Below are 19856 nucleotides of genomic sequence, written 5' to 3'. Positions count from 1 at the left end.
TTTCGCGCACGGCGGCGGTCAGTACGGGCATGAACGCCATCGCAGCTCGTTATCGCAGGCAGGCGGATGCCTTCGAACGCAAGATCGCCGCCGTGCGGCCGGACCAGTGGTGGAACCCGACGCCGTGCCGGCGGTGGGCCGCGCTCGACCTGGTCGACCACGTTGTGTCCAAGCACGGTGACGTGCTGGCCGCCGCTGGGCGGGCGCTGCGGGCCGCGCCGTCGGTGTCGTACGACCCGCTGATCGCGTTCCGGTCGGCGCGGATCGATGTCGAGCTGCTGCTGGAGCACGCTGACGCCGGGCTGGCGGACTCGATCGATGAGGTCCTGGGCGACGACCTGGTCCTGCACGGCTGGGACCTGGCGCGCTCGACCGGCCAGGACGCGACGATCGAGCCGCAGGAGACGGTGCGGCTGTGGGTCAACACGAGCGCGGCGCTCGCGTTCGAGGACCTGCCCGACAAGTACGGGCCCGCGGTCGAGGTGCCGGAGCACGCACCATTGCAGGTCCGCCTGCTCGGACTGGTGGGAAGGGACCCGTACTGGCCGCTCCGGCTCGCCGAGTTCGACGACTTCGAGGCACCGGCCGCCTGACGCCGGCGGACGCTTGCTGAAACTCGAAGTCTCATGGTCCGCTACGCGCATGCATACCGAGTACGACGAGCACCTGGCTGCCGAGCGCCTCTGCTGGTTCTGTGGAGACAACCGTGGCGAGGAGAACCAGCCCGTGGGCGGCTGGATCTACGAGGACGAACACTGGAAGGCCGGCTGCACGCCGCGGACCGGCCGTTACGGACCGCGCGGTCTGGTGATCCTGGAGTCCCGGCGGCACTTCCTGGACGCCGGTGAGATGAACGCCGCCGAGGCCGCCACGTTCGGCCCGGCTACGCAGCGCCTGACGGCCGCGATCCACGAGGTCACCGGCGCGGATCGGGTCTACAGCTGGGCGTCCATGCGGGCCTACCCGCACATGCACCTGTGGCTGCTGCCCTGGTGGACGAGCCAGCCGACCGCCGGCACCGAGTACCTCGCCAACGCCGACACCTATGCCTGTACGCCCGAAGCAGCCGAGGAGACCGCGGCCGCCCTGCGTAAGGTGCTGGCCCCCTAGCCTGCGGGTCATGGATCGAAAGCTGCTCGAGGTCGCCGAGGCCCTGCTCGCCGAAGACGGCTGGGCCGCGGTGAACCTCGACCGGATCGCCGCCGCGGCGGGCGTGTCCCGGGCCACGGTGTGGCGGCACGGGTTCACCCGCGCGGCGGTGGAACGGGAGCTGCGCCGCCGGCTGGCCGACGACTGCCGCGACCTGCTGTGGCCCGCACTCACGATGCCCGGTGACGCGGCGGCCCGGCTGCGCGCCTGCCTGGAAGCTCTGTGCGAGCTGTCCGATCGGCACCTCGCCCTGCTCTCGCACTCCGACCAGTTCCTGCACGAGGCCGAGCTCCACAAGGACGGCGAGCCGGTCAACATGCTGGAGCCTCTGGTCACGCTGTTGAACGACGGCCGCCGCGACGGCAGCATCGTCGGCGTCGGCGATCCCTGGCCGTATGCCGCGATGCTGTGCAGCGCGGTCGTCCTTCCGTACGTTCACCTGCGGGCGCACCACGCCGAGTGGGGGTGGACGCCGGAACGTACTCGTCGTTACGTGCTCGGTCTCGCCGCCGACGGCTACCTGCCGCGCTAGAGCTGGAGCGCCTGGTGGCCGAGCCGTGCCGACAGGCGGTCGGTGGCTTTGGTGATCATCCGGCCCAGCTCCTGCCCACGTTGATCGTTCCACCTCAGCGTCGGTACGGAGACGCTCATCGCCGCGACCGTGGTGCCCGTACGGTCGTGGACGCCGGCGGCGACGCAGGCCACCGCCTCGTTGGACTCGCAGTATTCGAAGGCCAAACCGCGTTCGCGCACCTCCGCCAGCCGCTTGCGTAACGTCCGCGGCGAGGTGATGCTGCGCCGGGTCATGGCGGGAAGTCGTTGTTCGTAAGGGAGGAGAACGTCCAGCTTCGTGTCGTCGAGGCTGGCGAGCAGCATCAGGCCGACCGCGGTGCAGTGGGCGGGCAGGCGACGGCCGACTGCGGACACCATGCGGATCGGGTGGGTACTGTCGACCTTGGCGACGTACACGACCTCCGCGCCGTCGAGCACAGCGACGTGCACGGTTTCGCCACACTGGGCGACGACATCAGCGGCGACGGCCTGGCCTTCGCGGGCCAGGTCGAGGCGTTCGGCGTAGAGCGCGCCGAGGTGGTGCACGGCCATACCCAGCCGATATCGGTGTGTCTGCCCTGGCACCGGCGCCAGATAGGCACGTTCGACCATCGTGCCGACCAGCTCGTGCACTGACGTACGCGGGAGCCCGAGCCGGTCGACGATCTCGGGGACGGAGAGCTCCTCGACGCCCGCGAACAACTCGAGGATGTCGAACGCCCGGGTCAGAGCGGGCACCGAACGACCCATGGTCGCTGCCTTCTTTCCTTGACGTACGCCGATCGGACAGAGAGGATGATGTTCGAGTATACGAATAGCGTCCGATATACCGAACACCTTGTTGTGCCGAGCATAGCCGGAGACCGCGTGGCGAGCACCGCATCCAAACACCTGTTGGAGTCCATTCAGCTGCCGGGTAGTGATCCCCGCGAGCTGCCGACCTCGGACAAGCGTTTTCCGGACGGCGTGCGCTACCGCGTGGAGATCCCGAGCACCGAAGGGCCGCGCTGCCTGTCGGCCGCGCTGGAGGCGGCTGACTCGCTTGATGTCCCTGTGCGCCGGATCTCCCAGGGCAGCGGGGTTTTCCTGCTGACCGACGCCGAGCTGGACGAGATGGTGTCGCTCGCCGACGACGCGGGCGTGGAGATCAGCCTGTTCGCACGCCCGTGCGCGAGCTGGGGCCTGTCGGCGACCGCCCGGTCAGCGGCCGGCTCGGTGATGGCGGCGACGGCACACGGACAGGACCAGGTCGGCGCGGTGCTCGACGACGTACTGCGGGCTGCGGCGCATGGGGTCCGCAGCGTGCTGATCTCCGACCTCGGTGTGCTGGCGGCGTTCGGAAAGCTCCGGGCCGCTGGACATCTGCCGTCCGACATGCAGGCCAAGGTGTCGGTGATGCTGCCCGTGTCCAACGCCGCGACGGCGCGCGTGCTGGAGGACCTCGGCGCCGACACGCTCAACCTCACAACGGACCTGAGCCTCGCCGAGATCGCCGCGATCCGGATGGCCATCGACATCCCTGTGGACGTGTACGTCGAGGCGCCGGACAACGTGGGTGGGTACGTCCGCCACCACGAGCTGCCCGAACTGATCGACGTGGCGGCGCCGGTCTACATCAAGTTCGGCTTGCGCAACGCACCGGACGTCTATCCAGCCGGCACCCACCTGGAGTCGACGACGGTGGCATTGACGCGCGAACGCGTACGGCGGGCGCGGCTGGGCATTGAGCTGCTGCACCGTAACGGCGTCACCGAGGCGACGTCCAAGCCTCGCGCCGCCGGCCTCGCCCTCCCCGTCCGCTGACTACCAGCTCTCCGCGCCGTAACCAGCCGGGGGCGGACCCCGTCCTGAACACGTGCGCGAAAGAGAGACGGGCGAAACGTGAACACCGACGAGCTGCGCGTGGCGTACGACACGTTCCTGGCGGAGGCGGAGAACGGCGGGTTCGGCCCGCCACCGGCGGGTGAGTGGGATGCCGAGCATCTGCTCGCCCACCTCGTCGTCGGGCACAGCGCGATTCTGAGCAACGCGCTGGCCATCGTCGCCGGGGAGCGGACGGCGTACGACAACCGGGCCAGCCTGGACGAGTGGAACCTGCGTCGCGTCATCGCGCGGGCCGGTGGCATGCCCGGCCTGATCGACCTGATCCGCCGCCAGGCCGACCTGTTCATCGCGATCGCCGGGCAGATCGACGACGAGGACCTCGACGTGCGGCTGCCCATCTTCATTCTGTCCAACGACGAGCTGGTCGTCGACGAGCCGCGCCCGCTGCGTTTCCTCGTCGAAGGTGTCGGCCAGATCCACCTGCCGCTGCACACGCAACAACTGCTTTCGCTCCGGCCGTAGGTTCGAATCCCTACCAGAGTTTGGTTACTGGTCGCGGAAGGGGTTGGGGGACCAGCCTTCGTCGGTGGTGCCGCGGTAGTGGGTGGGAGCGTACATGCGTAGGCCGTTGTCGAGGGCGCGGAGTTCGGATTCGGCTTGGCCGAGTGGGATGCGGTAGCACTGTTGGCCTCCGGCCGCCTCCCAGAACGGCGTGAGGTCAGGATGCCGTTCCTGGAAGCCGGGATCGCCGGGATAGAGGTCGATCCGTACCCAGACTGTGTAGGGCGACTGGGGGAACGTGCTGTAGCCGCCCAGTGTCTTGGAGGTGGCGATCGAGACGGCCGCGAGCTCGGTCCAGGCGATTGCCCAGGATGAGCCGCGGTCGTACCAGCGGAGGCCGGGCGGCTCCACCACCACGAGGTTGGGTGCCGGCGGCCGCGGCCTGAACCAGAGGAAGGCGGCCAGAGCCAGCGTAGGTGCCCCGACCACGGCCTCGGCGATATGGCTGACGGTCATGCCTTCCACCGGCAAACCGGCGATTCCTCTCGCGAGCAAGACCGCGCCCAGCATGCCGAACATCATGGGGTAGAGGAACCGCAGGAAGCCGGCATGCCGAAGACGGATCACGATCGGATCACCGGGCCGCCACTGGATGGGTGGCGGCGGTGGTGGTCGATAGCTCCCCGTCACCATAGACAGCCTAGGTCACGGCAGCCCCTACGAACGGGTGCTGAATCGCAACCCGTCGCGAAAATCGGGACGTCAGGTCACGGCGAGCGTGAACTCCTTCTCCACAGGTGTACTGAGCTTGTCGTAGTCGCGCAACTGCACAGTGAACGTCGAACGGCCCGTCGCCGATGGCGTTCCCGAGATGCGGCCGGTGAAGCGGTCCAGCGCGAGACCGGCCGGCAACGCACCGTCGACGACCTGCCAGTCGTAGAACGGGACGCCGCCCTTGGCCTGCAGGCGCATGTCGTACGCCCGCCCCAGCCGGCCGCCGCGCAGGGACGCGCTCACGATCGACGGCGCCAGGAACGGGGTGAGGTTGCGGTTGAGCTTCCACCCCGCCGCCTCCGCGATCAGCAGTGTGAGCTTGGTCAGCATCCACCGCCGCGTCGGGAACAGGTGGATCCAGCCGCCGTTCTGGCCGCTCAGCCTGTCCCAGTACGGATAGTCGCCCGGGATGTGGTAGCTGCCGTCCAGCGGCACGGGATAGCCCTGATACTCGATCACCTTGGAGTAGCCCTCGCCTCGCGCCGCCACGTACGAGGCCATCCCCGACCACCAGCTGTGGTAGGCAACCGCGTGGCCGTACTCGTGCATGACCAGGCCGTGGACGTCGATGTAGCGGCCCAGGTCGGTGAGATACCAGTCCTCGTCGGCCAGGGAGGTGAACAGCTCCATCGTGTCTTCGTTGTACTCGAAGATCATCGCGGTCGAACGGTGGTACGGCGTCGGCGAGCCGCCGACGGTGTGGAACGACCCGTTGTTCGTCGGGTAGCCAGTCGAGTAAGGCGTCTGGATGCCGCGGAAGAACACCCACATCCCGTTGTACGCCTGGTCGTTCGACACCTGGATCTCGTCCTGCCAGTCGTTGCCGGGCAGGTGGCCGACCTCGGCACCGGCGGGCACGGTGTCGAACGGCGTCAGGTCGAAGAAGTAGAACCAGTCCTTCACCGCCGCCTCGGCAGCCGTACGAAACGCGGGATCGGAGAAGTAGCCCGTGATGGTGTCGTAGCGGTAGTCGAACGAGATCGGGATCGGCGGCTCGAGCGGCGTCTTCTGGTCGACCTGCACGCGAATCGGCATCACCAGCGAGGACGACGCACCGGTCGCGTCCGTCGTCTTCAGGTGCAGGCGGTACAGCTCGTCCGGCCCAGGTCCACGGCGCGGATGGATCGCCAGCCGGAAGATCTCGCGATCCGCCGGGCCCGTGAGGACCAGTTGTTTTCGAGCTCCACGGGCGGACAGCGTGCTCGGCAGGTCCATCATCAACCGGGACGTGCCCTCGGCGAACAGGTCGATCGTCAACGGGAATGCGACGTCCGGCCCCGGCGGCCGTACGGTCAGCTCAATGTAGGGATTGGCGAGATACCCTTCCCAGTCGACGAGCTGCACGCCATACGCGTTGACCTGACGGAAGAAGATGTCGTAGACCAGCGCGTCGCTGATCTGGCCGGCCGCCACAGTTGTCTCCTTCGCACCACCACGAGCACGAGCATCAGCCGGCAGTGCCGGCAGCTGGGACGACGCCAGCCCCGCGGCCGCCGCGGCCAGCAAGCCTCGACGTTTCATCCAGATCCCACCCCTCAGTTCTTGATGCCAGTAAGCGTTACCCCTTCGATGAAGTACCTTTGCAGGAAGAAGAACAGGGCGATGATCGGCGCGATCACGGCCGTCGACGCCGCCATCAGATAGCCCCACTGGGCGGTGTAGGTGCTCTGGAACGAGGCCAGGCCCAACGCCAGTGTGTAGTTGGCCTGATCGTTGAGGTAGAGCAGCGGCCCGAGGAAGTCGTTCCACGCACCGATGAACGTGAAGATGGTGACGACGACCAGCGCCGGCTTCGACAGCGGCATCACGATCGTCCAGAACACCTTCCACGGCGACGCGCCGTCGATGTAGGCGGCCTCGTCCAGCTCGAACGGGATCGTCAGGAAGAACTGCCGCAACAGGAAGACGTTGAACACGCCGCCGCCCGCGCCCGCGAACCACGCCGGCACCGTCAACGGGAAGAACGTGTCGAGCGCGCCCAGCGAGCGCCACATCACGAACGTCGGGATCAGCGTGACGGCGTACGGAAGCATCACGCTGCTCAGCAGGATGGCGAACACGACGTTCCGCCCGCGCCACCGCAGCCGCGAGAACGAGAACGCCGCCACCGAGCAGGTGAGAATGGTGCCCGTCACGACGGCGATCTCGATGATCATCGTGTTCAGGAAGTAGCCGAAGAACGGCTGAGACGTCAGCGCACCGGTGAAGTTGGCCCACTCGAACGGACGTGGAATCCACTCCGGTGGCGCGATGAAGATCTGGTTGTCGTTCATCAACGCGCTGCGAACCAGCCAGACGAACGGCAGCATCGTCGGGATCGCGCCGAGCACCAGCACGACGTAGAGCACGACACGCCCCACCGCGAACGGCTTCTTCGGCGGAGCGTCCGCCGCGGTCGACGAGCCGGCGGCCGACGAGACCGTATCCACCGCCGTCATCGCGCACCAGCCATTTCGTAGTAGACCCAGCGTCGTGCGTTACGGAACAGCAAGAACGTCACCACCATGATGACCATGAACAACACCCAAGCCAGCGCGCTCGCGTAGCCCATCTGGCTCTCGGTGAAGGCGGTCCGGTACAGATAGAAGATGTAGAACAACGTCGCGTTGTTCGGCCCGCCGTCGGTCATGACGTAAGCCTGGTTGAAGACCTGGAACGTGCCGATCACGCCGGTGACGAGGTTGTAGAAGATCGTCGGCGTCATCATCGGCAGCGTCACGTGCCGGAATCGCTGCCAGACGCCACCGCCGTCGATCGAGACCGCTTCGTACAGGTGCCGCGGCACGCCCTGCAGGCCGGCCAGGAAGATGACCATCGCGTTGCCGAAGCCCCACGTGCTCATCAGCACCAGCGAGGGCACCGCCATCGTCTCGGAGTAGATCCACTGCGACGTCGGCGCGCCCGCCTGCCGCAGCAGGGAGTTGAGCAGGCCGAAGTCGGGGTTGAAGATCCAGATCCACAGCAGCGCGTTCGCGATGGCGGGCACCAGCGTGGGGACGTAGTAGATCGTGCGCCAGATCGCGAGGCCGCGCACCTGCTGGTTGAGCAGCATCGCGATCGCGAAGCCGACGATCAACCCGATCGGCACCGTCGCGAGGGTGTAGTAGGTCGTCACGCTCAACGACTTCCAGAACAGCTCGTCGTGTGCCAGCGTGCGGTAGTTGTCGACGCCGATGAACGACGGGCTGCTGCCGATCGTCCAGTCGGTCAGGCTGAAGAACACCGAGGCGAGCATCGGCCCGATCGTGAAGATGACGAATCCTAGGATGGCCGGCATCGCCAGGATGATTCCCCAGCGACGTTCGAGCCGGCCCTGCCCGGACAGCTGCATCAGACCTCCTGCCTGGGGTACCAGCCCTGGAGCCGCTCGTTGACCTTCGGCACGACCTCGGTGAGCACGGCCTTCGCCGGGCGCTTGCCGGTCTGGATCTCCTGCAGAGCGGGCGTGAGCACCTCGTTGATGTTGTCCTGGTTCTTCAGCAGCTGACCGAACGCCGTCACCGAGTGGTTGAGGGTGTAGTCGACGACCGCCGTCTTGAACTCGGGCGGGTGCACGTCGTTCTTGACCCACTTGTCGATCGCCGCCGGGTCGGAGTAGGACTTCTTGTCCAGCGGCATCCACAGCCCGTCCTTGAACAGGTCGACCGAGTCGGGGTCGTTGTGGAAGACGAACAGCTCGATCGCCTTGTCGAGGTCGTTGGTGTCGGCGAACACAGCGGTGGCGCCGCCGATCGAGGTCGTGAACGGCTCCTGGTACTTCGGCAGCACGCCGATGCCGTAGTCGAGGTTGCTCTGCGACATGTCGAGCAGGATCCACTGCCCGTCGACGACCATCGCGATCCGCCGGGTCTGCAGCTGAACGTTGGTCGCGGGAGCGTCGGCGCCGCCGGCCTGCGCGGGCGTCGGAGCGACGTGGTGCTTGTAGATCAGGTCCTGGAGGTTCTGCAGCACCTCGATCGCCTCGGGCGTGTCGAGCAGGCACTTCTCGCCCGACTCGTCCACGAAGTCGACCCCGCGCGACTTCAGGAAGCCGTACCACGCCGGCGGATACTCGATGCTGCACGAGATGCCGAACTGCTTGACCTGCTTGGGATCGAAGCCGCTCTCGTCAGGGTGCTTGCCGTTGCGGTCGAGCGTGAGCTTGTAGGCGTTGGACACCAGGTCGTCCCATGACCACGCGTTGGCGACGTCGGCCGGCGGCGTCTCGACGCCGGCATCCTGGATCGCCTTCTTGCTGTACCACAGCAGCATGACCTCGTTGGCGGTCTGCGTGCCGAGCAGCTTGTCCTTGCCGTACCACATGTAGGTGCCGGGCAGCTGGTTGGCCAGCCGTGGGTACTTCTTGAAGTACGGATAGAGGTTGACCAGCTTCCCCTGCTCGGCGAGGCGGTAGGCCATGGCCGAGCCGATGTAGGCGACGTCGGGTGCCTTCTTGCTGGCGATCAGCGTGTTGAGCTTGGTGTCGTAGTCGTTCGGTGTGAAGACCGGCTTGGCCGTGACGCCTTTGTGCTTCTGCCCGAACTGCTGGAGCATCTTGTTGACGGCCTTCTGCTCGAAGGTCGATCCCCAGAACATGAACTCGAGCTCGGTCTTGTCTCCGCTGCTTCCTCCGGAGGAGCCGGGCCCTGTGTCGGCACAGGCGGCGGAGAGCCCGCCGGCGGCAGCACCGGCTGCCGCCAGGCCGCCGAAGCGGAGCAGGTCGCGTCGGGTCCAGCTGTTCATTCGTCAGAGCTCCTGGCTTGGGTACCGGCCTTGCAGGAGCGGCTGCACCTTCGATTTCAAGGCGGTCAGCACGTCCTTGGCTTTGGCCTTTCCGGTCTGGATCTGCTGGATGGCGGGAGTCAGCACTTCGCTGATCGCATCCATGTTCTTCATGGTCTGCCCAATCTCCGGAACGGAGTGGTTGAGCGTGTAGTCGACAACCGCCGTACGGAACTCCGGCGGATGTGAGTCGTTCTTCGTCCACGAGTCGATCGCGGCCTGGTCGGTGTAGTACTTCTTCGACAGGGGCATCCACAGGCCGCTGTCGTAGAGGTCGACATAGCGCGGGTCGTTGTGGAACGCGTAGAGCTCCACGGTCTCCTCGTCGTGCCCGTTGCCCTTGAACGCGATCGTCGCGGCCGCGAAGCCGATCGTGAGCGGATCCTGGTATTTCGGCAGTACGCCGATGCCGTAGTCGACGTCGCTCTCAGCCATGTCGAGCAGCACCCACTGCCCGTCGATCGCCATCGCGATGCGTTTGGTCTGCAGCTGGACGGTCGTGGTGGGCGCGTTGTTGCCGATCTGGGCCGGCGTCGGGCAGACGCGGTGTTTGTAGATCAGGTCCTGGAGGTTCTGGAACACCTCGACACACTCGGGACTGTCGAGGGTGTAGTTCGTGCCGGTCTCGTCCACGAAGTCGCCGCCGTTGCTGCGGATCAGGGGGTACCAGCCGTACTCGTTCCAGTTGGCCGCCAGGCCGAACTGCCTGACCTGCTTGAAGTCGAAGCCGGCCTCGCTCGGGCGTTTGCCGTTCTGGTCGAACGTGAGCTTGTCGGCGTTCTCGACGATCTGGTCCCACGACCAGGCCTTGCTCGCCTCGGCCGGAGGTGCCTCGATACCGGCATCCTGCAGGACCTTCTTGTTGTACCACAGCAGCATGACCTCGTTGGCGGTCTGCGTGCCGGCGAGCTTGTCCTTGCCGTACCAGTAGTAGGTGTAGGGCAGCCGGCTGGCGAGGTCGGGATATTTCTTGAGGTACGGATAGAGGTTGATCAGCTTGCCCTGCTCGGCAAGGCGATAGACCTGTCCGCCGCCGAGGTAGGCGACGTCCGGTGTCTTCTTGCTGGCGACGAGCGTGTTGAGCTTGGTTTCGTATTCGTTCGGCGTGTAGACCGGCCGGACCGTGAGGCCCTTGTTGTGTTGCTCGAACTGCTGGAGCATCTTGTTGACGGCCTTCTGCTCGAAGGCCGAGCCCCAGTACATGAACTGCAGTTGCTTGGAGCCGCCGGCACCCTGGCTGGCGGAGCCCGGACCTGTGTCTGCGCAGGCGGACAGGCCGGACGCCGCGGCGCCGGCGGCAGCGAGGCCGCCGAGCCGCAGCAGGTCACGTCGGTTGAACTGGGAGCCGAGCAGTGGTCCGGCCATGGGGACTCCTAGGCGAGCGGGAGCCACACCCGCATCGCGCGGCCGTCCCGGTTGTCCCACTGGAAATAGGGGATCGCGACCGCCGTCGTCGATGTCGTGGTGGCGAGTTCGGATGGTGGTGTGGTGGAGTAGGGCAGCCCGGTGGCTTTCGGCTGCGCTAGTTGGATGGCTTCGGTTTCGATCAGGATCGTAGGGCCGACCTCCGACAGATCCGTTTGCTCGCGGACGCTGAGGGCGGCGTTCTGGCTGAGGACGAGATCCTCGACGTCAATGCCTGCCGGCTGATCGGCTTGCTCGAAGCAGTAGACCAGCGGGCCGCGCTCGATCGCGACGCTGTTGCGTACCGCATCGATGCGCTGGTGGGGATAGACCTTCCGTGGCGTCAGGTCGAGCTCGAGCGTGACGGTGTCGCCGGGCTGCCAGTCGCGGGTGACGCGGAGGTAGCCGTGTTCGTCCGGCGTGGCGTCGAGCTGCTCGCCGTTCACTGCGACTGTGGTGTTGACGCTCCACTCGGGCTTGCGCAGGGCGAGCGTCCACTCGCCGGGCGAGTCGGTGACGGTGACGGCGACCGTGCCCGCCCACGGGTAGTCGGTCTCGACGTTCAGCGTCACCGGGCTGCCGGCGATCCGCGCGCTGACCTGGCCGGGCACGTACTGCTGGATCGAGAGCGTGTCGCCGGCTGTCGTCGCGACGTAGTGGCCGAGCGAGGCGACCAGCCGCATGATGTTCGGCGGGCAGCAGGCGCAGGCGAACCACTCGCGGCGGCGGCCGGGGTCGTCGCCCTCGACGTGGTCGTGCCGGCGCTGCAGGGGGTTGACGTAGAAGAAGCGGGTGCCGTCGGCGGAGGTGGAGCCGGCGAAACCGTTGTAGAGCGTGCGTTCGATCAGGTCGGCGTACTTGCTCTCGCCGGTGGCGAGGAGCAGGCGCCAGCTCCAGTGGATGCTGGCGATGGCCGCGCACGTCTCGTTGTACGCGCGGTCCGGCGGGAGCTCGTAGCGGTCGCCGAACGACTCGCGGGCGTGTCTGGAGCCCTGGCCGCCTGTGACGTAGGTCTTGGTGGCGACGGTGTCTTCCCAGCGCTCGATGGAGCTGTTCAGTAGTGACTCGTCGCCGGTCTCGAGGTAGACGTCGACGACGCCGGCGTCCAGGTAGAGCTGGCGGACGGCGTGTCCGACCGCGGTGTCGGCTTCGCGTACCGGCAGGTGGTCCTGCAGGTAGTGCTTGCCCATGCCGCTGCTGGTGATCGTGCCCTTGCCCCGGTTGTTGACCAGCTTCTCGGCGAGCTCGAGGTAGGTGCGTTCGCCGGTGACGCGATAGAGCTCGACGAGCGCGGTCTCGACCTCGGGGTGACCGTCGATGCCGGGGTTGCCGCCCTTGAGGAACACGTCGACGAGGTGGTCGGCGAACCTCTTCGCGACGGTCGTGAGACCCTCGTCGCCGCCAATGCGCGCGTTGGCGACGGCCGCCTGGAAGAGGTGGCCGGCGCAGTACATCTCGTGGGAGTACTCCAGCTCTTCGTACCTCTTGTCCGGCTTGACCATCTGGTAGTGCGAGTTGAGGTAGCCGTCTGGCTGCTGGGCCTTGGTGAGCACCTTGGCGGCGTCGGTGACGAACTGCGCCAGCTCGTCCGACGGCTCGCGCCCCTGCTCCCAGGCGACGGCCTCGAGCTGCTTGTAGAGGTCGGAGTCCTGGAAGCGGTATCCCTGGAACTCACCATCCGCCTCGCCGGCCGCCATCCGCAGGTTCGGCAGGCTGCCGGCCTTCTCCATCTGCTCGAGGCCGAGCGGAATGCTGGACTCGCGGTTGACCCGCTGCCACCGGCCGAGCGGCCCGCCCGTGATCCGGACATCATCGAGGCCGAGCGGTCGTTGGACGGCCTTGGAGCCGGCTGTGGGTACCGCCGGTCCGCGGGTCTGTTCGGTTGGCTCGGAATGGGAAGTCTCGGGCGTGCCCATCTGACTCCTAGCGCACGTGGAAACTGGAGGAATAGGATTTCCTCGCCACCGTAGAACCGCTGGTCAGGCGTGGTCAAGGCGCATGTCCCGTTTAGGACTGTCACGAACATATGACGAAGGAAAACCTTTGCGTCGAGATATCCCGGCGGACCCGGACCCAGCCGTGCTGGCTGGTGATCCAGACCGGATACACCAGCGGACCCATCGCATCGGCTGCCAGTTGTCCGGCGTGTTTCCTCAAGGGTGCGCCATGGCGTCTCTACCAGTGAGAAGGGACGCCTGACGGCGAGTACGAGGGGAGTCGACCGCGTGTGACTACTGATCCGCAGGACTTCGTGGGGTTCGTGGCAGGCCGGGGTACGCAGCTGTTCCGCTCGGCATACCTGCTCACGGGCGACTACCACCAGGCCGAGGACCTGCTGCAGACGACGCTGGTCAAGTTGTACGCGTCGTGGAAGCGGGTCCAGAGTGCGGAGAATCCGGTGGCCTACGCGCACACCACGTTGTTCCGGACGTTCGTATCCCAGAAGCGGTTGCGCAGCAGCCACGAGAAGCCGACCAGCCAGCTGCCGGAGCAAGCCGCCGAGGCAGGCGCCGACCCGGCTCTACGGCTGGTGCTGCTGGACGCGCTGACGTCCTTGTCGCCGAGTGACCGCGCGATCGTCGTGCTGCGCTACTGGGAGGACCGCAGTGTCGAGGAGACGGCCGCGACGCTCGGGCTTCGGTCCAGCGTTGTGAAGACGCGTTGCAGGCGAGCGCTGCAGCGGCTCCGTTCTCTTCTCGGCAACGAGATTCACGAGTACGCCGGCAGTTAGGCCGGCAGCCAGGAGGTGGACGACTGATGGATTTCGAGCAGGAGTTGCCCGAACGCCTGCGAGCCAGCGTGCGAACGCTGCAGCCCGACCTCACCGCGCTGGTCGCGGACACGGTGGCGCAGGGCGAACGGGTGGTCAGGCGGCGCCGGGTGCTTCGGGCACTCGGAGCCTGTGGAGCGACGCTTGCCGTGCTGGCGGGTGGTGGCATCTACCTGTCGGTCGGGCCGGACGGCCCGGCAACCGACGATCGCGGCGTCGCGGTCGCGGGTCTCCCGGGCGAGCAACCGGCCGGCAGGCAAGAGCTCGTGCAGATCACGCCGCAAGCGACGTTGCGGCTGTTGCTCGACGAGCTCCCGGTGGGTGCGCGTACCGGCGACTATCGGGGTGCCTCGGCCTTTACCGACAAGGGCGCGGTGGCCAGGCGCGACTTCGGTTCACGCGCAGGTACGGAGGCGCAGCTCAGCTACACGGACGCGGACGGGACCGCGGCGATCTGGGTCCGTCTGGACTGGGGCGAGAACGTTCCTGACATGCCGGCCGACTGCGATGCCGTGGCAGCACCTGGCGACACCTGCGAGGCCAGGACGCTGGCCGACGACTCGGTGCTCGTACGACACCAGACCTATACCCACGCCCCCGATGCCGGGTCGGACGAACGCCGGGGGCCGATGCTCTGGAGGGCATGGCTGATCCGTCCGGACGGCCTGCGGATCGTGGTCTCGGAGGTCAACGCCAAGACACGGGCGTCGGATGCGCCGGTGTCGCGTCCGACGCCGCCCCTGTCCCTCGACCAGCTCCAGTCGATCGTCACCAGCCGGACCTGGCAGACCGAGCTGAGTGCGGACGAAGTGAAGCGGGCAGCACAGCTCTTCACGGCACAGGAGGAGAAGTGAACGTCGTTCGAACGATCAGCCGCTGGACTGGAATCGTCGCGCTGGGAGCGCTCATGCTCGGCTCGGTCACCGCGGGGCCGGCCAGTGCGGGCCCGTCGATGCTTCAGTGGTCGGAAGTCGACAGCGGTGTACCCGACGGGATCCTGTACGACATCGACTCGCGGGCCGGAGCTACCTGGACGGTCGGGCTTTACGAGACACCGGGAGAGCACGGCGAAGGCGACTGGCATCCGCTGGCGTTGTATCGCGAGAGTGGCGAATGGGTGAAGACCGCTCAGCCCTTCGACGATGGACGTTTGCTCGATGTCTCGGTGGCGGGCACCGACGACGTCTGGGCGGTCGGCGAGGCCGGCCAGGTGACTCCAAGGCCCTTGCTGCAGCACTGGAACGGAAGGCGCTGGCAGGTCGTGCGGAATCCGTCGTTGCCGCCAGGTAGTTATGGCGAGTTCACCGCGGTCGCCGTGGGCGGGCAGGACGTCTGGGTGGCCGGCTGGGTCGCTGATTCCACAGAGGCTCGAAATGTGGTCTATCGCTATGCCAACGGCAGATGGCAACCGTTCGAAGTCTCCGGAATGGCGTATCCCTACAAGATCGAAGCGGTGACCGGCAACGACGTCTGGTTGGCGGGCGGCGGCTTGTGGCACTTTGACGGTCGGCAGTGGGAGGCGGCCGAGATTCCCAGGCAGGACGAACCCGGCGCGTTGCCGATGGTGATGACCGTCTCAGCAGCCGGCCCGCACGACGTGTGGGCGGTCGGCGAGCGGGAGGATCCGAAACTGGGGCGCCGTCCGCTCGTCCTCCACTACGACGGCCAGGCGTGGTCGGAGTTCCAGTCACCCGCGGACACCGCGGAGCTCAACTCCGTTTCGATGGTCGACGGCGTGCCCCTTGCGGTCGGCAACCATCCGATCGCCTGGGAGCCGTACACGCTCATGGGCGAAGGCCAGGCCTTCGTACGGGCGGACGACCCGGCTGGGGCAGGGGTCCTGACCGCAAGCGTCACCGTTGGGCACGAACTCTGGGTGGTCGGCGCGACCGGGCATCCGGGCGAACTGCACCATCCCTACATCGCTGTCGGAACGGTAGCCGCGAAAAGCTCAGCCGCGCAAGGCTCCTGAGAGGGCATCGCCGCCGCAGCCGGCTGCGGCGATGTCAGGGCAACACCGTGACGGTCGCGGAAGCTTGCAGGCTGGTGCCGGCGACCGTTCCGTGCACGGTGAACGTGCCCGGTGCGACATATTGCGACGGGTCGACGGGATCCCAGGTGACGTGCGTGTTCACGTTGTCCCGCGAGCCGTCGTTGAACGTCGCCAGCACTGCGCCGGGCAGGGCCGGCGCTACTCCCACTTTGGTGGGGACGTCCTCCGGCTCGAGGAACGTGATCGAAACCGCGTCGGTCGTACGCACGTAGACGGTCGCCCGCGCGGTCAGGCCGGCACCCTCGACCAGGCCGAGGACGCCGAACTTCGTGCCTCCACTCGCGACCTGCTCGGCGGTGATGGCCTGCCAGGTGGCCGCCGCCGGCAGCACGCTGCCGTCGGCGTAGACCTGGGTGACGTGTTCGGGTAGCTGAGGCACCTGGTTCACCAACGTGGGCTGGTGAACCGGCCGGATCGACGCGGGGGGCACGGCGTAGGTCTTGACTTCGAGCAGGCCGACCGAAGCACCACCGGACACCAGCTCCACTCGCAGGCGCGTGGTCGTCACGGCGGAGAACTCGACCTTGTTGTACTGGTCTTTCGCGACCGGAAAGTCGCTGATGCCTGGTACGTCGGCGAAGGCCGAGCCGTCCCAGTATCGCAGTTTCCATGACGCCGGCACGAGCACGCCGCCGCCGTCGTCGAAGAAGTAGACGTCGGCCGAGTCGACCTTGACAGCGTCCGCCCACTCCAGCTGCACCCACTGCGTGCCCTGCTGCGGCCAGGTTCCCCAGCGGGAGTTGACGGTGTCGTTCGAACGCGGCGGGTCGATGTCGTCGTTGATCGCCGCGACGGACTCCCACGGCGAGGTGTAGGAAGCAGAAGCCGTCCCGAACGGCGCCACGTTCACGATGGAAGGCAGAACGGCGACCTCGACAGCGACGTCGGCCGACGACGCCAGCGCGCCGTCGCTCGCCGTCAGGCGCAGAACGTAGTGCCCGCCCTCGCTGAACTTCACGATCGTCGCCGGCTCCGACGGGCTGTCGAAGAACGCCGTGCCGGGACCGCTCACCAGGCTCCACGTCGAGGAGAGCGAGCCGGTCGGCAGCGCGTCGTCCTTCACGACGCCCTGCAGCCGCACCTGGCCGGGCCGCCGGAACGCCGGATCCGGCAGCGCGACGACGTATGGCGCCGCGTTGCCCGGCGGCGAGGTCCGGCTCCGGGTGCGGAACACCTGGATCTCCTTGAGCCCGGTGGAAAGGCCCGAGCGATGGGTGCACAGCACCCGGAGCCGCTGGGTGCGGATCGAGGGGAACGCGACGTGGTTGAAGTTCGAGCGCGGATACACCGGCGTCCGCGTCTGGCGTGGAACGTCGCGCCACTCACCGCCCACGTCGTACTGCACGCGATACAGCGCCGGCTCGGCGTAACCGCCTGCCGCCCGGTCGTTGTAGAAGTAGAGCTTGACGTCATCGACGGTCCGCACGGCACCGAAGTCGAGCGCGTACCAGTCGGTCGCGTTGCCGGAGCCCCTGCTGCCCCAGTACGGCACGTTGATGGTGAAACCGTCGATCGCCCCCGCCACGTCGCTGCCCGAAGCGGTGAACGAGGCGGAAGGCGTCGCGCCGGCGGCGAGGTTGCCGGCGTCCGCGGGGCGCCGGAGGTCGCGGCCGGCCTTCTGGAACAGGTCTGCCAGCCGCGCGTCGCCGAGCCGTACGCGCTGAACCGGTTTCACACCGGCGTCCACCACGACGTGCTTCAGCCGGTCGGTCGTGAAGACCCGGCGACCGTCGACGTAGAGCGAGTAGCCCTCCGGAAAGCCTTTGTAGTAACGCTCCGCGGTGCCACTCTTTGGCCCGGGCCGCTGCCACACGATCGTCAGGTCGGACCCGTGGTAGCGCACGTTGCCGACCGCGAAGTGGTCCCAGCCGATGTCGAGCGGCCAGAGCTCGACGCGCCCGTCCGCGCGCGGCCGCAGCCCGATCACGTCCTCGATCACGGTCCAGTTGGTCGCGCCGAGGATGGTGTGATGGATCCACGAACGGTAGTCGATGTGCCGCGTCTCGGCGTTCCAGTCGGCCCAGAACTCGTTCTGGTCGGGCCAGTTGTTGTCGCCGTCGACGAAGTGCGCCCAGGCGTTCCAGTACAGCAGCTGCTTGTACATCTCGACTGTGACGTACTCCGACGGGTAGTTCCGCAGCACCGAGCTCAGGAACCGGAACGCCACGGTCGAGTTGATGACCGAGAAGTTGTTGCTGCCGGGGTGCCCCTGCTCGGCGGCTTCGGCCTTGTCGCGCTGGTTCGCCGTGAAGAACGGGAAGATTGGGTACTCCGCCGGATCCGCCCACAACCGCAACGCCTGCTTGTACTCGGCCTCGTTCGGCATCAGCCCGACGGCGAACGGATAGTAGTTGTTGATCTCCTTCCACGGCACCAGCGCGTTGGTGGCGACGTGCCGGTGCTGGAGGAGCTTCTGCTCGCTGTTCCAGAGGTAGGTGAGCACACCGGTGCGCACGCGTTCGGCGATCGCGCGCATCGCCGCGGCCTTCTCGGCGTCGCCCAGCAGGTCGTACGCCGACGCCGCCGCGAGCGCGTTGCTGTAGACGTACGCCGACTCCGCGCGGTCCAGCCGTCCCGGCCGCCAGTCGAACGACACCGCATCGGCGTCGTTGCCGGTGAGCGCGCCCCAGTCGTACTCGATCAGCCCGTTGCCGTCGCGGTCGTAGAAGTCGAGCTGGCCGTAGGTGTCCTGTTCGGCATACCTGGCAAGGTTTTCGACGATCGGCAGCGGCCCGCCGTGCACGAGGTACGCCTGCCACGCCGACTCGGAGAGATACTGCGTGTAGCTGTTGCTCCAGTTCTCCGGATCGCCTGGGTTGTCCATGTAACGGGCGTTCCTCGCGACCTCGCCGGCCGACACCCACGGACCGTACGACAACGCGGGATCCCTGAAGTACTTCAGGTCGTCGACGAACATCCCGATCGTCAGCACGATCGCGTTGTTGTAGCCCAGCACGCCTTCCATCGAGGTCGGGAACTGGTAGTCGTTGCCCGGGATGTCGGCGTCCAGGAAGTTGAAGCGCAGCAGCCACCAGCGGTAGTAGATCTGCTTCTTGATGTTGTCGTCGGGCACGTCGACGTAGGGCAGGTTGTCGGCCCACCACTTGTTGTACGCCCGGACGTGCCGGCGGAACGCCTCGCTCGGCGAGTCGGTCCGGCAGCGCTGGTATTCGAAGCGCGACTCCGAGATCTCCTCGGTCAGGAAGCCGAGCTGGACCTTGAACGTCGTCGACCTGCCCGCCCGCAAGGAGATCGTGCGCTTCAGGGCTGCGCCATCGGAGGAGTCGTCCACTGCGAACGCGTCGCCGGACAGCCGGGGAAACAGCAGCGTGAGGTTGTTCCGCGCGTAGACGACGCCGGTGAGCTCGGTGCCCTCCGCCGTCGTGGTGTACGGAGAGCCGGCGGTGACGGTGATGCCCTGCGTCGCGGTCGAGGTGTTGGTCAGCGTGACCTGGGTGACGGCGACGTTGTTGTGCGTGACGTACTTCGTCACCCGGATGTCGAGGCCGGTCGCGGTGTAGTGGCCGCGCCAGTGACTCGGCGCCTGCGTGCGGTCGGCGACCACTTCGGTGGTCCGCAGTTCCGTGCCGCCGGACGCGAAGCGGATCGCGTAGCCGTCGTGGTTGTCGATGCTCTCCCAGTACGCCACCTGGCCGCCGAAGCCGATCACGTCCGGGTCGTGCACCTTCATGAACACCGCGCGGCCGCGGGTCAGCAACCAGTCGCCGGACGGGTCCTCGCCGCGCCTGGTCAGGAGCCGGTCCAGCCAGAAGTCGGTTCCCTCGCCGCGCGAACGGTCGGCGTCGTAGATCGCCCGCATCGTGTTGTCGGCGGTGAGCCCGGCCGGCTCGGGAGGAACCGGTTTCTCGGCGCCGGTGAAGGCGGGGTAGCCGATATCGGCCTGGCCACCTGTCAGGGCTCCGACAGGAGTGCCAGTGGGTGAGGTCGCTCCGCGAGCTGCCGACGCCGGCGGAGGCTTGGCCGCGAGCGACAGGCCGGCGGCGGTCGAGGCAGCCGCCAGGAGCGTCGCGCGCCGCGAGATTCGGGCCGGCACCGGCCACCTCCAGG

At 67.2% G+C, this 19856-nt stretch carries 17 protein-coding genes; 8 read left to right on the top strand and 9 right to left on the bottom strand.

Annotated features, from left to right (window positions below):
• The first annotated feature begins 29 nt into the window (after window positions 1-29).
• From ACYVF6_RS26450 to ACYVF6_RS26440, 3 genes are read left to right on the top strand one after another with little or no spacing between them, the layout of a single operon-like run.
• Window positions 30-593, top strand: a complete 564-nt coding sequence (locus ACYVF6_RS26450) for a DinB family protein (protein WP_460525239.1) — start codon at window positions 30-32, stop codon at window positions 591-593.
• 49 nt (window positions 594-642) lie between these two features.
• Window positions 643-1110 carry a hypothetical protein gene (locus ACYVF6_RS26445; RefSeq protein ID WP_460525238.1) on the top strand — a complete coding sequence of 156 codons (468 nt, stop codon included), beginning with the start codon at window positions 643-645 and terminating at the stop codon, window positions 1108-1110.
• A 10-nt stretch (window positions 1111-1120) separates the two neighbouring features.
• Window positions 1121-1681 carry a TetR/AcrR family transcriptional regulator gene (locus ACYVF6_RS26440; protein ID WP_460525237.1) on the top strand — a complete coding sequence of 187 codons (561 nt, stop codon included), beginning with the start codon at window positions 1121-1123 and terminating at the stop codon, window positions 1679-1681.
• Here ACYVF6_RS26440 and ACYVF6_RS26435 read toward each other — a convergent pair.
• A complete protein-coding gene (locus ACYVF6_RS26435; protein WP_460525236.1) occupies window positions 1678-2451 on the bottom strand; it encodes an IclR family transcriptional regulator in 774 nt (257 codons plus the stop codon). The two genes, ACYVF6_RS26440 and ACYVF6_RS26435, sit on opposite strands and share 4 nt — an antisense overlap.
• A gap of 117 nt (window positions 2452-2568) precedes the next feature.
• Between ACYVF6_RS26435 and ACYVF6_RS26430 the strand changes: the two genes are divergently transcribed.
• Window positions 2569-3504: a U32 family peptidase gene (locus ACYVF6_RS26430; RefSeq protein WP_460525235.1), complete on the top strand. Its 936-nt coding sequence runs from the start codon at window positions 2569-2571 to the stop codon at window positions 3502-3504.
• A gap of 78 nt (window positions 3505-3582) precedes the next feature.
• Window positions 3583-4047: a maleylpyruvate isomerase mycothiol-dependent enzyme family protein gene (locus tag ACYVF6_RS26425; RefSeq protein WP_460525234.1), complete on the top strand. Its 465-nt coding sequence runs from the start codon at window positions 3583-3585 to the stop codon at window positions 4045-4047.
• A 24-nt stretch (window positions 4048-4071) separates the two neighbouring features.
• On the opposite strand, the gene ACYVF6_RS26420 is transcribed toward ACYVF6_RS26425, so the two are convergent.
• The 7 genes from ACYVF6_RS26420 to ACYVF6_RS26390 all read right to left on the bottom strand — a co-directional run bounded on the left by ACYVF6_RS26420 (window position 4072) and on the right by ACYVF6_RS26390 (window position 12881).
• On the bottom strand, window positions 4072-4653 hold the full coding sequence (locus tag ACYVF6_RS26420) for a hypothetical protein (protein WP_460525233.1): 582 nt from the start codon (window positions 4651-4653) through the stop codon (window positions 4072-4074).
• 135 nt (window positions 4654-4788) lie between these two features.
• Window positions 4789-6321 carry an Ig domain-containing protein gene (locus tag ACYVF6_RS26415; RefSeq protein ID WP_460525232.1) on the bottom strand — a complete coding sequence of 511 codons (1533 nt, stop codon included), beginning with the start codon at window positions 6319-6321 and terminating at the stop codon, window positions 4789-4791.
• A 14-nt stretch (window positions 6322-6335) separates the two neighbouring features.
• Window positions 6336-7238, bottom strand: a complete 903-nt coding sequence (locus ACYVF6_RS26410; RefSeq protein ID WP_460525230.1) for a carbohydrate ABC transporter permease — start codon at window positions 7236-7238, stop codon at window positions 6336-6338.
• Window positions 7235-8131 carry a carbohydrate ABC transporter permease gene (locus tag ACYVF6_RS26405; protein WP_460525228.1) on the bottom strand — a complete coding sequence of 299 codons (897 nt, stop codon included), beginning with the start codon at window positions 8129-8131 and terminating at the stop codon, window positions 7235-7237. Before ACYVF6_RS26405 ends, ACYVF6_RS26410 begins: the two co-directional genes overlap by 4 nt.
• A complete protein-coding gene (locus tag ACYVF6_RS26400) occupies window positions 8131-9522 on the bottom strand; it encodes a type 2 periplasmic-binding domain-containing protein (protein ID WP_460525227.1) in 1392 nt (463 codons plus the stop codon). Before ACYVF6_RS26400 ends, ACYVF6_RS26405 begins: the two co-directional genes overlap by 1 nt.
• A gap of 3 nt (window positions 9523-9525) precedes the next feature.
• The gene (locus ACYVF6_RS26395) at window positions 9526-10926 is read right to left on the bottom strand and encodes a type 2 periplasmic-binding domain-containing protein (protein ID WP_460525226.1); all 1401 of its coding nucleotides are present in this window, start codon (window positions 10924-10926) and stop codon (window positions 9526-9528) included.
• A gap of 8 nt (window positions 10927-10934) precedes the next feature.
• Complete coding sequence (locus ACYVF6_RS26390) at window positions 10935-12881, bottom strand: glycoside hydrolase family 127 protein (protein WP_460525225.1); 1947 nt, start codon at window positions 12879-12881, stop codon at window positions 10935-10937.
• A 311-nt stretch (window positions 12882-13192) separates the two neighbouring features.
• On the opposite strand from ACYVF6_RS26390, the gene ACYVF6_RS26385 reads away from it, so the two are divergent.
• The 3 genes from ACYVF6_RS26385 to ACYVF6_RS26375 are packed head-to-tail and all read left to right on the top strand — an operon-like array spanning window position 13193 to window position 15707.
• Complete coding sequence (locus ACYVF6_RS26385; RefSeq protein WP_460525224.1) at window positions 13193-13696, top strand: SigE family RNA polymerase sigma factor; 504 nt, start codon at window positions 13193-13195, stop codon at window positions 13694-13696.
• 26 nt (window positions 13697-13722) lie between these two features.
• The gene (locus tag ACYVF6_RS26380) at window positions 13723-14589 is read left to right on the top strand and encodes a hypothetical protein (RefSeq protein ID WP_460525223.1); all 867 of its coding nucleotides are present in this window, start codon (window positions 13723-13725) and stop codon (window positions 14587-14589) included.
• Window positions 14586-15707: a hypothetical protein gene (locus ACYVF6_RS26375; RefSeq protein ID WP_460525222.1), complete on the top strand. Its 1122-nt coding sequence runs from the start codon at window positions 14586-14588 to the stop codon at window positions 15705-15707. Before ACYVF6_RS26380 ends, ACYVF6_RS26375 begins: the two co-directional genes overlap by 4 nt.
• Window positions 15708-15741: 34 nt before the next feature.
• On the opposite strand, the gene ACYVF6_RS26370 is transcribed toward ACYVF6_RS26375, so the two are convergent.
• The gene (locus ACYVF6_RS26370) at window positions 15742-19842 is read right to left on the bottom strand and encodes an Ig-like domain-containing protein (RefSeq protein WP_460525221.1); all 4101 of its coding nucleotides are present in this window, start codon (window positions 19840-19842) and stop codon (window positions 15742-15744) included.
• Window positions 19843-19856 lie beyond the last annotated feature (14 nt).

The sequence above is a fragment of the Flindersiella endophytica genome, from assembly GCF_054779015.1.
The sequence above is the reverse complement of the archived record's forward strand: the minus strand, read 5'-3'. Positions and strand labels throughout refer to the sequence as shown.

Bases quoted from the DNA above. Each gene is read 5' to 3' on its own strand.
- ACYVF6_RS26410 (WP_460525230.1), bottom strand. From the start codon at position 7,238: ATGACGGCGGTGGATACGGTCTCGTCGGCCGCCGGCTCGTCGACCGCG.
- ACYVF6_RS26450 (WP_460525239.1), top strand. From the start codon at position 30: ATGAACGCCATCGCAGCTCGTTATCGCAGGCAGGCGGATGCCTTCGAA.
- ACYVF6_RS26440 (WP_460525237.1), top strand. From the start codon at position 1,121: ATGGATCGAAAGCTGCTCGAGGTCGCCGAGGCCCTGCTCGCCGAAGAC.
- ACYVF6_RS26380 (WP_460525223.1), top strand. From the start codon at position 13,723: ATGGATTTCGAGCAGGAGTTGCCCGAACGCCTGCGAGCCAGCGTGCGA.
- ACYVF6_RS26405 (WP_460525228.1), bottom strand. From the start codon at position 8,131: ATGCAGCTGTCCGGGCAGGGCCGGCTCGAACGTCGCTGGGGAATCATC.
- ACYVF6_RS26415 (WP_460525232.1), bottom strand. From the start codon at position 6,321: ATGAAACGTCGAGGCTTGCTGGCCGCGGCGGCCGCGGGGCTGGCGTCG.
- ACYVF6_RS26400 (WP_460525227.1), bottom strand. From the start codon at position 9,522: ATGAACAGCTGGACCCGACGCGACCTGCTCCGCTTCGGCGGCCTGGCG.
- ACYVF6_RS26435 (WP_460525236.1), bottom strand. From the start codon at position 2,451: ATGGGTCGTTCGGTGCCCGCTCTGACCCGGGCGTTCGACATCCTCGAG.
- ACYVF6_RS26395 (WP_460525226.1), bottom strand. From the start codon at position 10,926: ATGGCCGGACCACTGCTCGGCTCCCAGTTCAACCGACGTGACCTGCTG.
- ACYVF6_RS26390 (WP_460525225.1), bottom strand. From the start codon at position 12,881: ATGGGCACGCCCGAGACTTCCCATTCCGAGCCAACCGAACAGACCCGC.
- ACYVF6_RS26445 (WP_460525238.1), top strand. From the start codon at position 643: ATGCATACCGAGTACGACGAGCACCTGGCTGCCGAGCGCCTCTGCTGG.